At 71.4% G+C, this 13,454-nt stretch carries 10 protein-coding genes and 1 pseudogene; 6 read left to right on the top strand and 5 right to left on the bottom strand.

The genetic code is table 11. The features are described 5' to 3' along the window. Positions 1-17: 17 nt before the first annotated feature. Positions 18-1,388, bottom strand: a complete 1,371-nt coding sequence (locus RPX00_RS40135) for a hypothetical protein (protein ID WP_406633498.1) — start codon at positions 1,386-1,388, stop codon at positions 18-20. A 76-nt stretch (positions 1,389-1,464) separates the two neighbouring features. On the opposite strand from RPX00_RS40135, the gene RPX00_RS40130 reads away from it, so the two are divergent. The 3 genes from RPX00_RS40130 to RPX00_RS40120 all read left to right on the top strand — a co-directional run bounded on the left by RPX00_RS40130 (position 1,465) and on the right by RPX00_RS40120 (position 5,674). After that, positions 1,465-2,223, top strand: a complete 759-nt coding sequence (locus RPX00_RS40130) for a nucleotidyltransferase domain-containing protein (protein ID WP_406633496.1) — start codon at positions 1,465-1,467, stop codon at positions 2,221-2,223. Between the two features lie 147 nt (positions 2,224-2,370). Continuing rightward, positions 2,371-3,612 (top strand): acetyl-CoA carboxylase biotin carboxylase subunit family protein, encoded by a 1,242-nt coding sequence (locus RPX00_RS40125; protein WP_406633494.1) that lies wholly within the window; start codon positions 2,371-2,373, stop codon positions 3,610-3,612. Positions 3,613-3,649: 37 nt separating this feature from the next. Further along, positions 3,650-5,674: a hypothetical protein gene (locus tag RPX00_RS40120; RefSeq protein ID WP_406633492.1), complete on the top strand. Its 2,025-nt coding sequence runs from the start codon at positions 3,650-3,652 to the stop codon at positions 5,672-5,674. 6 nt (positions 5,675-5,680) lie between these two features. Here RPX00_RS40120 and RPX00_RS40115 read toward each other — a convergent pair whose 3' ends face one another. Continuing rightward, positions 5,681-7,495, bottom strand: coding sequence for a glycoside hydrolase family 15 protein (locus tag RPX00_RS40115; protein WP_406633490.1), 1,815 nt, complete (start codon positions 7,493-7,495; stop codon positions 5,681-5,683). Between the two features lie 137 nt (positions 7,496-7,632). Between RPX00_RS40115 and RPX00_RS40110 the strand changes: the two genes are divergently transcribed. After that, positions 7,633-9,024: an MFS transporter gene (locus tag RPX00_RS40110; protein ID WP_406633488.1), complete on the top strand. Its 1,392-nt coding sequence runs from the start codon at positions 7,633-7,635 to the stop codon at positions 9,022-9,024. Between the two features lie 87 nt (positions 9,025-9,111). Here the strand turns inward: RPX00_RS40110 and RPX00_RS40105 are convergent. From RPX00_RS40105 to RPX00_RS40095, 3 genes and pseudogenes are all read right to left on the bottom strand, one after another. Continuing rightward, positions 9,112-9,354 (bottom strand): annotated as a pseudogene (locus RPX00_RS40105) (ion channel); the annotation flags it as partial. Positions 9,355-9,533: 179 nt separating this feature from the next. Further along, a complete protein-coding gene (locus RPX00_RS40100; protein ID WP_406633486.1) occupies positions 9,534-9,926 on the bottom strand; it encodes an SHOCT domain-containing protein in 393 nt (130 codons plus the stop codon). 218 nt (positions 9,927-10,144) lie between these two features. After that, a complete protein-coding gene (locus tag RPX00_RS40095; protein ID WP_406633484.1) occupies positions 10,145-12,748 on the bottom strand; it encodes a LuxR C-terminal-related transcriptional regulator in 2,604 nt (867 codons plus the stop codon). Positions 12,749-12,866: 118 nt separating this feature from the next. On the opposite strand from RPX00_RS40095, the gene RPX00_RS40090 reads away from it, so the two are divergent. Together RPX00_RS40090 and RPX00_RS40085 are read left to right on the top strand one after the other, a co-directional pair. Then, the gene (locus tag RPX00_RS40090) at positions 12,867-13,196 is read left to right on the top strand and encodes a hypothetical protein (RefSeq protein ID WP_406633482.1); all 330 of its coding nucleotides are present in this window, start codon (positions 12,867-12,869) and stop codon (positions 13,194-13,196) included. Then, complete coding sequence (locus tag RPX00_RS40085) at positions 13,193-13,453, top strand: hypothetical protein (RefSeq protein WP_406633480.1); 261 nt, start codon at positions 13,193-13,195, stop codon at positions 13,451-13,453. The genes RPX00_RS40090 and RPX00_RS40085 overlap by 4 nt, the downstream gene beginning before the upstream one ends. Position 13,454: the final 1 nt, after the last annotated feature.

The following is a 13,454-nucleotide window of genomic DNA, read 5'->3' as shown; positions in this document are numbered from 1 at the left end:
GATCGTCCGCCGGTCCGCTAGCGCGCGGCGTCCTTGGTGACCTGCCGGTACCAGTCGTCGTACGGGTGGTTGGTGGCCGGGTAGTTGACCAGCGGATCGGTGGCGAGGCCGGCGTTGTCGAAGTCCCAGCCGCGCACCACGTGGCCGCTCTTGCGGGCGGCGACCAGGAACGCTGATTCCTTCGCCGGCGCTCCGTAGAACAGCCCGTCCTGCAGTTCGGCGGGATCGCCCTTCTGGTATTCGTCGAACGCGACCTGCTGGTACTGCACGCGGCCGCCGGTGACGCGATCGGTGGTGTAGCGCAGGGTTTGCGCGGGCGTGGAGCCGTCGGCACCCGTGGTCACGCTGATCCGGCCCGCGTTCGCCTTGTCGTAGCGCGGGTCGGACGTTTTCGCGTTGCCGGTCCAGATCACCGTGTTGCCGGAGAGCGTGCCGCGCCACTGCCAGTTCTGGTCGGTTGCCTGGCTGCGGTGGATTTCGCGGACGCCGGTGCCGGTGAACGCGACCGTCGGCAGCACCCCGTTGTCGTACTGCCGGCTCGCCGACCAGGTGATTTCGCCGTCCGCGCCGAGCTGTCCGGTGTGGTACCAGAGCGTGGCGGCGGTCTGCGACTGGTGCACCTCCACGATCCGGCCGGAGTCGTCGAGGGCGACCGCCGGGGTCTGGCCGCTGTCGTAGCGGCCGTGCCGCTGCCAGGTGATGCGGCCGTCGGCGCCGAGTTGCCCGGTCCAGTACCACAGTGCGCCGCCGCCGGAGTCGTGCACTTCCACGACCTGGCCGCGGCTGTTGACCGCGACCGCCGGGTGATATCCGACGTCCCGGCGATACGCGGCGCGGGTGCCGCCGTCTCCGGATAGCAGCGGGAGCACCTTGCCGCGCAAGGAATCCGTGGTCGCGCCGGTGCGGTAAGCGGCGGGGGAGAGCAGCCGGGGCCCGAAGGCCGCGCTCAGCTCGGCGTTGACCGCGGCCAGGTTTCCGGCGGCGAACGACTCGTTGTCGGTGAGGTCGTCCTTCAGGTCGAGCATGACGACGATCGGCGCGGCGTCCGGATGCGCGGCGGACCAGGTGTTCACCACGGCGAGCCAGTCGCGGAGGCGGTCCGAGGCCGGATTGCCCGCGTGGTCGACCAGATCGCCCGGGCTGCTGTGGCCGATGCCGTAGTCGTGGCGGGTGGCGTAACCGTTGTCGTGGACGTCGAATTCGACGAACCGGACGCCCTGGTCGAGCTGGTGGGAGATGGATCCCTTCGCGCCGTCGACGTTGCCGGAGTAGCTGTTGTGCGTGGCGGCGAAGATGGTGCTGGAGAAGGGTTGCGCGGCGATCGCGGGAGCGGTGCCGAGCGCGGTGACAGCGACGGCGGCGACCGCGGCTGTGCGGAAACGGTGCATGCAGACCCCCAGGCTTGCGGGACAACCGGTGAAAAATCGTAGCGATCTTGGCAGAGATTCATGGCATGTTCGGAGGATGCAGGAAAACGACGAGGAAACGTTCGCCGGGCGCGTGGCCGATCTGCTGTCCGGTTTGCCCGGAGCCGAGGCGGTCGCGCTGGGCGGCTCGCGAGCGCGCGGAACTCATCGCCCGGACAGCGACTGGGACTACGCGGTGTACTACCGCGGCGCGTTCGACCCGGACGACCTGCGCGCGCTCAACCTGCCCGGCGAAGTGTCCGGCCTCGGCGAATGGGGCGGCGGGGTCTTCAACGGCGGGGCCTGGCTGACCGTCGAGGGACGGCCGGTGGACGTGCACTACCGCGACCTGGACGTGGTCGAGCACGAGCTGGCCGAGGCGGAGAAGGGCCGGTTCCACTGGGAGCCGCTGGCCTTCCACCTGGCCGGGATCCCGAGCTATCTGGTGGTGGCGGAGCTGGCGCTGAACCGGGTGCTGCGCGGGGAGCTGCCGCGGCCGGAGTACCCGGAGCTGTTGCGGGAGAACGCGCCCAAGTTCTGGCGCGCTTCGGCGGCGCAGACGTTGCAGTATGCCGAGAGCGCGTACGTCAAGCACGGGCGGCTTTCGGAGGCGGCGGCTTCGGTCGGGGTGGCGGCGATGCAGACCGCGCACGCGGTGCTGGCCGCGCGAGGGGAGTGGGTGACGAACGAGAAGACCCTGCTGGAACGGGCTGAGTTGCGCGGGCTGGACGACGTCGTGGCGGGGATGGGGCACGATCTGGCCGGTGCGTTCGCGACGGCGTCCGCACTGCTCGGCAGGGCCGCCGGGGCGGAGTAAACCGTTATGGCGCAACGGATCCCGCCCGTGATCCCGGGCCGGGCGGGAAAGATCCGTTTCATTTGGCGGGTTTCGGGTACCTCCCTTCAGCACGGCCGCGGCCGCCGCGCCGTGGCGAGCCGCCCGTGCTGAACGGAGGAACGCTTTATGCAGGAGTCCGAGCCGATCGCGAAGGACCCGGACAAGGGATACGTAGCGCTGCTCGGCTGGTCGCTCAACGCGGTCGAGGCGCTCGACCGGTTCGACCGGCGCTACGTCGTGGTCGCCCCGGACTGGGCGGAGAAGTACTGCGCCGAGCACGACATCCCTTATCTGTCCTGGAATTTCGAGCGGCTCAACGACCGTTCGATGGAGATCGCCGAGATCCTGCACGAGGAAGGCGTCGACGTCGCCATCCCGCTGTTCGAGGAGACCGTCGAATGGGCCGGGGCGATCAACTCCGTGCTGCTGGACAATCCGCGCCTGTTCGGGCAGGCCATGCTGCTGCGGGACAAAGCGCTGATGAAGCGGCGCGCGCAGCTCGGCGGCATCCGGGTGGGCATCTTCGAGGAGGCGCACGACCGCGAAGACGTCGTCCGGTTCCTCAAGCGGGTCAACCAGACGCTGCTCAAGCTCGACGGCGATCCGAACGACCCCATCCACCTCAAGGCGTTCGACAAGGCGGGCTGCCTCGGGCACCGCGTCATCCGCACGCCGGACGAGATCGACTCGATCCCGGAGGAGGAGTTCCCGGTCCTGATGGAGTCGCATCTGGACGGCTGGGAGTTCGCCGTCGAGGCGTGGATCCACCACGGCAAGGTCAAGTTCCTGAACATCTCGGAGTACGTCACGCTCGGGTACTCGGTGTTCGTCCCGGCGACGCCGGAGCTGGAGCGGTACCGGCCGCAGATCACCGCGCAGATCGAGAAGCTCGTCAAGACCTTCGACATCGAGTTCGGCTTCGTGCACCCGGAGTACTTCGTCACCAGCGACGGCGAGATGTACTTCGGCGAGGTCGCCTACCGCCCGCCGGGGTTCAAGGTCTTCGAACTGCTCGAACGGGCCTACGGCTTCAACGCCTACCAGGCGCTGGTGCTGTCCTTCGACCCGAAGACGACCGAGGAGGAGATCGACGCGTTCTTCCCGAGGGAGGTCGTCGACGCGACCGGCGTCGCCGGCTGCTTCGGCGTTTACCCGCGCCGCCGCGTGGTCAGCGAGTTGCGGATCCCGCAGCAGACCGAGGACGACGACTACTACGAGTCACACGACCTGACCGCGCCGCTGGAGGAGACGGTCACGAAGAGGACCGCGTTCGGCACGCACTGGGGTCTGCTGTACTTCTTCGGGGACGACCCCTACCGGATGCGCGACCTGCTGAAGGAGCAGGAAGAACTGGACTTCTACGTCTGAGCACGGACGAGTCCGCCACCCCGACCGAAGGACGCTTTTGAAGCCGAACGCCGACGTCACCGGCACGACTGCGACGCTGGCCAAACGCGTGGCATCGCTCGACGACGCGGTCGCGGCGATGGCCGCGACCCGCGACTTCGGCAAGCACACGAAGCTGCGGCGGGTGCTGGAGGCGCTGCGCCGGGTGCTGCTCCAGCCGGACGGCGCGGCGGCGGTCCGGGCCAGGGCGCGGGCGCTGGAGGAGGCGGGGGTCTTCCAGGACACGGACTGGGACACGCCGGAGATCCTCATCCCCGCGCTGGTCGGCCCCGGCCTGCACAGCGAGAACTCCGACACCGTGGTGATCGAGGCGACCAGCGAGCTGCGGATGCTCGCGGTCGCGTGCGGCGACTACGAGCATCCGACGCTGCCCGCCGAGGACGCCCGGGTGTTCCTGTCGCAGGTGCTCGGGGCGAACCTCGAACTGCTGTTCACCCCGCCCAGCGAGGCCGAGCGGACGAGGCAGGGCCGGACCGCGCAGCTGATCCGGGACCTGCTGCGGTATCTCGCCGACCAGATCGGCTACGACAGCATCCTGGACAAGGTGGTCGAGGAGATCTGGCGGATCCTGCGCCAGCGCCCGATCCAGGTCGACCAGGTGAGATCGCTGATCACCCGGATCTCGATCTACCGCGGCGACCCGGACGTCGACCTGGGCGGTTCGTCGGTGCAGGGGCTCGACCGGCTCATCACCAGCCTGTTCGGGACCACCGAGGCGTGCCGGGAGGACCCGGGCGTCGACGTCTTCCGCACCCGGCTCGAGGCGATGGACGCGACCACCCTGCAGTACGAGGCGAACGGGTTCGCCAGGGCGATGCACGACACCGGGCTGGTGTCGCCGTACCACGCCGAACTGCTGCGGTACCTGGCGCACGAAAGCGACTACCTGCTCGGCGAGGCGCTCGGCCTGTCCGACGTGGGCCGGAACTGTCTCATGCGTTACCACGACCTGGTCCACCGGCTGATCGAGGAAGCCGTGCACCCGCAGACCGCGCAGTGCGTCTACGGGCTCGCGCTGCTGCTCGACCGCGGCATCCTCTACGAACCGCCGGTCGTGCCCGCGCTGTGGCGGCAGCTGGCGCTGGAGCTGTCCGCCGCCGCGCGGGAACGGCTGACGCTGGTGTTCGGCGACCAGCCGGGGCCTGAGGCGCGGCTGCTCGCGGGCGTGCTGTCGATGCTGGGCCAGCCGCTCGGCGTCGGGCAGGGCGACAACCCGACGTGCCAGTCGGCGCGCGCGTTGTCGATGTGGGCCTACAACGACCCGGACTACCTGCTGCAGGTCGTGGTGTGGGCGGCTCGCGACGACGAGGTCGTCATGCACTTCGAGGGACAGCCGGTCTCGTCGAAGGAAGCCGGCGCCGGGCTCTCGGCCGAGCTGCCGGTCGACCTGGACCCGGTGTCGTCGCTCGTGGTGCCGCACCTGGACCGGATCTACGCCGAGATGGGCCGCCGCTGCGCCGACCGGCCGGGCGATCCGCACCGCTGGGTCAACCCGGAGTTCCACGGCTGGTGGGCGTCCCGGGGATTCCGGATCAACGTCGACGTCGCCACCGGCAAGCTGGTCGACCCCGACGATTTCCTGCGGCAGTTCCACGCGAGCTACCACCCGTCCTACAACGGCGACCAGCCGCTGATCCACCCGCAGCCCGCCGGGATCGCGGTCACCGACAGCGCGGCGCGCTACGTCGGCTGGCACGCGATCACGATCCTGCGCACGGCCCCGGATCCCGAGGACGTCATGCGGGTGTACTTCTACAACCCGAACAACGACAGCGGGCAGGACTGGGGCGACGGCGTCGTGGTCTCCACTGCGGGCCACGGCGAACGGTTCGGCGAGGCTTCGCTGCCGTTCGACCAGTTCGCGTCCCGGCTCTACATCTTCCACGTCGACCCGAGGGAGCACGGGGAGCCGGAGAAGGTGCCCGACGAGGACGTCGCGCGGATCATCGGGTATCTCGAGCGGAGCTGGGGAGCGGACCGGCTGCCCGCCGGGACGTTGCAGGCGGAGCCTCCTCAGGGTTGACCCGCGTCAGCCGAGCGCGGCGTCGAGCGTGACCGCGGCGTCGATGAGAGCCAGGTGCGTGAAGGCCTGCGGGAAGTTGCCGAGCTGCTCGCCGGTCGGCGCGATTTCTTCGGCGTACAGGCCGACGTGGTTGGCGTAGGTCAGCATCTTCTCGAACGCGGTGCGGGCCTCGTCCAGCCGGCCCGCGCGGGTCAGCGCGTCGACGTAGTCGAAGCTGCACAACGAGAACGTGCCTTCGCCGCCGGCCAGCCCGTCCGGGGACGCGACCGGGTCGTAGCGGTAGACGAGGCTGTCGGTCACCAGGCCGTCCTTGATCGCGTCGAGCGTCGAGAGCCAGAGCGGGTCCTTGGCCGGGAGGAAACCGGTGCGGGGCATGCGAAGCAGGGCCGCGTCCAGTTCGTCGCCGGTGTCGTGCTGGACGAAGGCGTTGCGCGTGCGGTGCCAGCCGCGGCTGAGGATCTGGCTGTGGATGCTGTCGCGCTGCCAGGTCCAGTCCTCGACCGGTGCGGGACGGCCGTGCGCGTCCGCCAGCCGGATGGCGCGGTCGAACGCGACCCAGCTCATCAGGCGGCCGTAGGTGAAGCGTTTCCGGTCGCCGCGGGTTTCCCAGATGCCCTCCTCGGGCTGGTCCCAGTGGTCGCCGAGCCAGTCGAGGGCGGCGCGGAGCGCGGTCCAGCCCTGGTGCGGCAGCTCGAATCCGGCGCGGTCGGCGGCGAAGACGCTGTCGATGGCCTCGCCGTAGATGTCGAGCTGCAGCTGCCCGGCCGCGGCGTTGCCGATCCGGACCGGGCTCGACCCGCGGTGGCCTGACCAGTGCGCGAGGCGTTCCTCCCGCAGGTCCGACGTGCCGTCGACCCGGTACAGGACGGCGAGCGGCCCGCTGGCCCCGCCGTCGCCGTCGCGGATGCGGTCGCCGAGCCAGCTCCCGAACCGGGCGGCCTCCTCGGCGAAGCCGAGCGCCAGCAGCGCGGAAACGGAGAACGAAGCGTCGCGGACCCAGGTGTAGCGGTAGTCCCAGTTGCGTTCCCCGCCGATCCGCTCGGGCAGCCCGAGGGTGGGCGCGGCGACCAGCCCGCCGGTCGGCGCGTAGGTGAGCAGTTTGAGGGTGATCGCCGAACGGGACACGATTTCGCGCCAGCGGCCGCGGTAGGCGGAGCGGGCGAGCCAGCCGCGCCACCAGTCCACAGTGGACTCGAACAGCGCGGTGAACTCGCCGACGCCGATCTCCCTCGGCGGCGCGTCGGCCCCGGTCTCCAGCACGACCCCGCGGACCTCGCCCGCGTCGAGTTCGAGCCGCAGATGCACGTCCTCGCCTTCGACGCGCGCCTCGGCGAGGTGCTCGTCGCCCGGCTCGCGGACCGCGTGCAGCACCATCGACATCCCGGGCGCGGTGAACACGGCCCCGTTCTTGACCAGCATCGCCCGGTGCGGACGGCGGCCGTAGTCGAAGCGGGGCGCGACCACCACGTCGAAGGCCATCCGGCCGCGGACGCAGCGCACGAGCCGGGCGATCCGGTGCCGCCGGGCCGGTGCCTCGTCGCACGGCGGCATGAAGTCGACCACCTCGCCGATCCCGTCCGGGCCGGAGAACCGGGTGATCAGCACCGCGGTGTCCGGGTGGTACATCTGCGAACTCGCGCAGGCCCCGGCCGGGCGGATGCGGAACCGGCCGCCGCGCTCGTCGTCGAGCAGCGCGCCGAAGACCGACGCCGAATCGAACCGCGGCGAGCAGAACCAGTCGATCGAACCGTCGGTCGTCACCAGGGCGGCGGTCTGCAGGTCGCCGATCAGGGCGTGCTCGGCGATCGTGGTCTCGGTCATGATTCCTCCGTAGCGGCAAGGGTTTTCTTGTCCGCACCGTCGCCGGAGCGGGCCGGGGCCGCCTCATCCGCGCGGGGTGAGGTGGCCGGGACGCGGTCCGGCCACCGTGTGCGGGACCCGAGCTGGAAGGCCCGCCGATGATCGTGCTGCCCCTTGCCCTCGCCCAGTTCGTCGCGAGCTACGCGGCGACCACCATGACCGTCGCGGTCAGCGCCGTCGCCGCGGATCTGGGCACCACCGTGCTCGGCGTGCAGACGGCGATCACCGTGTTCACGCTGACCATGGCGTCGCTGATGGTGCCGGGCAGCAAGCTGAGCGATGTGCTGGGCCGCAAGCGATGTTTCCTGGCCGGGCTGGCCGTCTACGGCACCGGCGCGCTGCTGGCTTCGCTCGCGCGCGGGCCCGGGATGCTGATCCTGGGCTACTCGCTGCTGGAGGGGATCGGTTCGGCGCTGATGATCCCGCCGATCTACATCCTGGTCACCGTGACCAGCAGGGACCTGACGGCTCGGGCGCGGGCTCTCGGCGTGGTCAGCGGGGCGGGCGCGCTCGGTGCGGCGGCCGGTCCGCTGCTCGGCGGCCTGGTCACGGCGTGGCTCGGCTGGCGCGCGTCGTTCCTGCTGCAGGTGCTGCTGGTCGGCCTGATCGTCCTGCTGGCACTGCGGGTCGCCGAACCGCCCGCGCCGCCCCGCGGCAAGGGTTTCGACGTCGGCGGGGCGATCCTTTCGGCGGCGGGCCTGTTCTTCGTCGTCTTCGGGGTCCTGCAATCCGGCGAATACGGCTGGCTCGTTTCCCGGGCGGACTTCGCCGTCGGCGGGGTGGTGCTGATTCCGGCCGGAAGCATCTCGCCGGTATGGCTGTTCGCCGTGCTCGGTGCCGCGCTGCTAGCGGTGTTCTTCGCCCACCTCCGCGCGCGGGAACGGGCTGGCCGGGAGCCGTTGGTACCGCCGGGGCTGTTCCGCGACCGAATCACGGGACTCGGCTTGGCGACTCAGCACGTGCAATGGCTCGTCCTGCAGGGCGCGTTCTTCGTGGTGGCGGTCTTCCTGCAGGAGGTTCGCGGCTTCAACGCAATCGAGACCGGGTTGCTGCTGACGCCCGCGACGGTCGGCATCCTCGCCGCTTCGGCCGCCGCGGGCCGGATGGCGCGACGGCATTCCCAGCGGCGGCTGATCCGCGGCGGGTTCGTCCTCGCTGTCGCCGGATTGGTCCTCGTGCTTCTGCTGGTGCGCGTCGATTCGAGCTTGGTTCCCGGGCTGTTCCTGCTCGGGGCCGGGGTCGGGATCATGCTGACGGCGTCGGCGAACCTGGTGCAGTCCCGCTTCCCGGATTCGGCGCAGGGCGACATTTCGGGGGTGTCGCGCAGTGTGTCCAACCTCGGCTCGTCGGTCGGGACCGCGCTGGCCGGGTCCGTCCTGGCGGGGACGCCGCATCTCGGGGACCGGTCCTTCGCGCTCGCCCTCACGACGTTGGTTGTCGCGGCGGCCGCCGGCCTCGTCGCCGCCCTGCTGCTGCCCGCTCCGGAGTGATCTGTCCCTTGCAGACGGTCGGCGGCGGCGCACCGCGGCCACGACGACCCGCAGCACCACGCCCAGCACGACCAGGTCCGCGACCATCTGGAGCAGCACGAGCACCCGGGCGGAGGCGGAAACCGGGGCGATGTCCCCGAAACCGACCGAGCTGAACACCGTGACCGTGAAGTACAGCGCGTCGGTGCGCGTGAGGCCCGTGCTGAAGGATCCGGGACGGGCGTGGCCGAGCACGTAGTAGCCGTTCGCGAACAGCAGCAGGAACAACGGGACGACGAGCGCCAGCGCCTGGACGCCCTGTCCGGCCGGGAACGGCGAGCGCAGGATCATCCGCACCTCGCCGACGACCAGCAGCACCACGACGGCGAGCCCGGCGACGAGGACGGCCAGCGTCCACGGTCCCAGCGGCCGGCCGACTGGGAGCAGGTAGTAGACGCAGACCAGCGCGGTGACGGTGAGCAGCGGCCGGAGCACCGCGAGACGGACGAACCGCCACCGCAGCGACGGGGTCACGGCGCGAGTGCCTTCCGCATCAGGGTCTGGTATTCGGCGTCGTTGATGACGCCGTCGTCCAGCAGTCGCCTGGCCTCGGCGATCTGGGCCGCGCTCGTGGTGTCCGATGTGGACACTGAACGCACGTAGTCGTCGAACCGGCGCTGCACGGCGGCTTCCCGCTCGCGCATGTGCCTGCCTTCGATGCCGAGGTAGAGCAGGACGCCGAGGACCGGCAGCACGAGCATCAGCAGGATCCAGCCCGCCTTGGCCCAGCCGGAGACGCCGGGGCGGCGGAAAAGATCGCCGACGGCCACGAACAGCAGGCCGAACCAGGCGACCCAGCAGAAGAACACCAGCATCGTCGCCATCACGTCGAAGAACGGGTACTCCGCGCTCGCCAGGGTCATGACCTCTCCTCGCCGGGGTCCGGGGCCGGCCGAGCGCCGGCCCGTTCCCGGCCCACCCGACCGGATCCCGGGCGCGCCCGCCTCGCCCGCCGGGGGCGAGGCGGGAGCCTGGTGGCGCGGTCACCGCACCAAAGCCAGGTTCCACAACACCTTCTGAGGGAATCAGACTCCCTCGGTGTTCCCCTCACAGACGACCACCGCTGCGGAGAGGCGGGCGGTCAAGCCGTGAAGTCCGGGATCTCGTGTTCGAGCAGCCCGCGCTCCCGTGCGACCGCGACCGCCTCGCGGCGGCTGCGGACGGCGAGCTTCGCGTAGATCCCGCGGACGTGGGTCTTGACCGTGTTGGGCGAGACGGTCAGGTCCTCGGCGATCTCGTCGATGGACCGCTGGGTCGGCAGCAGCCGCAGGACGCCGCGTTCGCGTTCGGTCAGCGGCTCGGGCATCGGCGGGGTGCGCAGCCGCCGCCGCACCGCGAGGATTTCCCCGGCGAACCGCTCGCCGGCGCCGAGCGTGCCGAGCCGGCTGGTCAGGAACCGGACGAGGTCGGGCGGGGCGAAAACGAACGGGAACCGGATCCCGGCGGGCCCGGCCGCGCGCAGGGCGTCGTCGAGCAGCCGGGCCGCCCGTTCCCGCGCGCCGCCGGCCAGCGCGGCCTGCACCCCGACCAGCGTTGCCTCGACCGCGGCCCAGGGGAGCGTCATCGGGACTTCGTCCAGTGACCGCAATACGGAACTGGCCGCGTGGTGGCGGCCGAGCCGCAGCTGGGTCCTCGCGCGCACGAGCAGTTCCTCGCCCGAACCGGCGAGCGCGGGCGCGGCCCAGCGAACGGCTTCCTTGGCCTGGCCCGCCGCGCCCAGCCGCAGGGCCGCGCGCTGTTCCAGCACGGCGCACAGGGTGGTGTGCGCGGCAGGGCAGGTCCGGCCGGTCCCGAGGCGGCGGCGAGCCCGGCGCATCCGCCGGAGCGCGGCGTGCCAGCCGCCGAGTTCGAATTCGGCGGCCCCGCGCAGGGTTTCCGCGAACAGCCGCAGGGTGCGGGCCGCTCGCGCGGGGGCGTCGCGGAGCAGCTGCTCGACCCGTTTCGCGTGGTCGACGCAGTCGGCTGGCTCGCCGCGGATCAACGCCCCGTACGCCAGCAGGGCCGCGGCCTGTGCGTTCTGGAACGGGTTCGTCCGACCGCGGCGGGCGAGCCGGTCCATCGCCGGGTAATCGCCTTCGTGGCATGCGATCTCGGCGAGCGCGGCGAGGCAGCGGGCGACGGTGAAGTGCTGTCCGAGTTCTTCTGCGGTGGCGAGGCATCGTTCCAGAGTCCGCCGGGCTTCTTCGCGATCGCTGAGGAGTTCGGCCCGGTGCAGAGCCGCCAGTCCGGCGAGACCGGTCTCGGCCGCGAGTTTCTCGTCGACGTCTTCAGCCGCTCGCCGGGCGTGCGCCGGGGTGCGGTCGAGCTGGGCGAGCCGGGAGCGTGCGAGCTGCTGCAGGACGGTCAGCTCAGCGGTCGGCTGGTCCGGCCACGCAGCGTCCGCCCAGGCGAGTTGAAGGGAGGCCGCCGAGGTTTCAGCGGCTTCCAGGCTCAGCGCGGCCGAGATCAACGCTGCCAACGGATCGGCCGCGACCCGCCGGTCTTCGATCGAGGCGAGTGCCGAGCGGAGGATCCGGTGTTCGCCGGCGAGGAACAGCGGAACGGCATGTGCGCGCAGCAGTTCGCTCACCCGGCCGGGAGTGCCCGCGCGGACGCTGTGCAGCAAAGCCGGCGCGGACTGGCCCTGCTCGGCGAACCAGCGCGCGGCCGTCGCGTGCAGCGTCCGCGCGCGGTCCGGTGCCCGGCGATGGAGTTCCGCACGCAGATAAGTGCGCAGCAAAGGGGTGACGCCGCTAGGGCCGACCGCGCGAACGGCTGGCCCGCTCAGCTCGTGCAGCAGCGCCTCCGCGTCGGCCCGGCCGCTCAGCACCGGTGCGAGCCCGGCCGGGATCTCGTCGCAGACACTGATCGTGCGCAGCAGTTCCCGCTGCGCCGGTGTGAGCGGGGCGAGGACTTCGTCGGTCAGGTAGGCGAGCACAGCACTGTCGCGTCCGGTGTCGAAGTCCCACAGGCTGCCGTGCCGGGACGCGGACGCGGCGGCGAGGCGCAGCCCGGCTGGCCAGCCCCCGGTCCGGTCGACCAGCGGCGCGACCTGATCCGGCGGGATCGCCGGTCCGGCCGCGGCGAACAAGGCCTCCGCTTCCGTCGCGGTGAACCGCAGCCGCTCGGCGCCGATTTCGACGAGCCGTCCCGCGAGCCGGGCCCGGCCCAGCGGCAAGGGCGGTTCCCGTCGGCTCGAGACCGCGAGGCGCAGGCCCGCGGGCTGGTGGCGCACCAGCGCCCGCAAGCCGTGCCACGGTTCCGGCGCGGTGATCTCGTGCGCGCTGTCGAGCACGAGCACGACGGGCTCCGGCAACGCGTCGAGTGCGTCGGCGAGTTCGGCGAGGAACGCGAGATCGGTGCTCGGGGAGTCGGGAACGGCCAGGAACCGCACCGGATCGCCGTCCGGGAACCGGCCGCAGCGGCTGAGCGCTTCGAGGACCGCGGACCAGAAGAGCCGGTCGTCGTTGTCGTCGGCGTCCGCGGACAGCCAGGCGACCGCACCGCGGCGGCGGGCCCATTCGGCGAGGAGCACGGTCTTGCCGAATCCGGCGGGGGCCCCGACGAACACGACGGCGGCCTCGTGCGCGCGATCGAGGACGGAGAGCAGCCGCGGCCGCGACACGAGATCCGCAGGCGGCCCGGGAACGGCGATTTTCGTTCTCGGCACTTGTCTCCGGAGCGAGATGTCGCGGCGTCGGCACATGCGCAATTCTCCTTCGCGGTCGGCTCGGGGCGATTCCGGCGGATCTTGCCAGGCAATGCGCGCGGCTCATCCGCTCCGGGCGAGGAAAACCGCGTCCGGCGGCGGAATCGTGGGGCGGGTGAAAATACGCGGCAATTCCTCGGCGGGCGGTCGCGGACGATTCGCCCGCGCGCCGTTCGGCTGGCTCGGGCCGGGCGAAATCGTGGTGCTCGACCTGGTGCGCACGGGCTCGATCGGCGCCGGGGCGGCGATCCTCGGGCTGACCGTCGCGCTCGCCGGGCTGGCCTCGCCCGCCCGGCTCCGGATGGGCATCCGCGCCGCCGCGGACCTGGTCGCGCGGCTGGTCCTGCTGCCGACGCACGGCTGGTCGGCGTTCGTGGTGCTGCTCGATCTGGCGGTCGCGGGCTTCGCCTGGTACTCGGCGGGGCGGGACGGGGGCCGTCGATGACCCTGGGTCCGCGCGGCCGCGCGAATTACGTTTTCCGCGGCTGCGGCGCCATTCCGGGAGGGGTTGCCGAAAGCGCCGCCGATTTCCGCGACGTGCTGGTCGTTCCCGTTCCGCCGGAAACGATTGTGTTCGCCGCGGTGGCCGGTCCCGGCGATCTCGCGCGAATCCTGGGCAGGCTCGAATCGCTCGGGATGCACGTCGAATCCGTCCACCGGGTCCGCGAACTCCCCCGGACGGAGCACCGCGCGCTCGTGTGAA

Source organism: Amycolatopsis sp. WGS_07 (genome assembly GCF_045278895.1).
Lineage (GTDB): Bacteria > Actinomycetota > Actinomycetes > Mycobacteriales > Pseudonocardiaceae > Amycolatopsis.
This window is presented reverse-complemented; position numbering and strand designations above follow the sequence as displayed.

Excerpts from the sequence above, each read along its gene's own strand:
- RPX00_RS40125 (WP_406633494.1), top strand. The coding sequence starts at position 2,371 with ATGCAGGAGTCCGAGCCGATCGCGAAGGACCCGGACAAGGGATACGTA.
- RPX00_RS40110 (WP_406633488.1), top strand. The coding sequence starts at position 7,633 with ATGATCGTGCTGCCCCTTGCCCTCGCCCAGTTCGTCGCGAGCTACGCG.
- RPX00_RS40115 (WP_406633490.1), bottom strand. The coding sequence starts at position 7,495 with ATGACCGAGACCACGATCGCCGAGCACGCCCTGATCGGCGACCTGCAG.
- RPX00_RS40135 (WP_406633498.1), bottom strand. The coding sequence starts at position 1,388 with ATGCACCGTTTCCGCACAGCCGCGGTCGCCGCCGTCGCTGTCACCGCG.
- RPX00_RS40085 (WP_406633480.1), top strand. The coding sequence starts at position 13,193 with ATGACCCTGGGTCCGCGCGGCCGCGCGAATTACGTTTTCCGCGGCTGC.
- RPX00_RS40130 (WP_406633496.1), top strand. The coding sequence starts at position 1,465 with ATGCAGGAAAACGACGAGGAAACGTTCGCCGGGCGCGTGGCCGATCTG.
- RPX00_RS40095 (WP_406633484.1), bottom strand. The coding sequence starts at position 12,748 with ATGTGCCGACGCCGCGACATCTCGCTCCGGAGACAAGTGCCGAGAACG.
- RPX00_RS40100 (WP_406633486.1), bottom strand. The coding sequence starts at position 9,926 with ATGACCCTGGCGAGCGCGGAGTACCCGTTCTTCGACGTGATGGCGACG.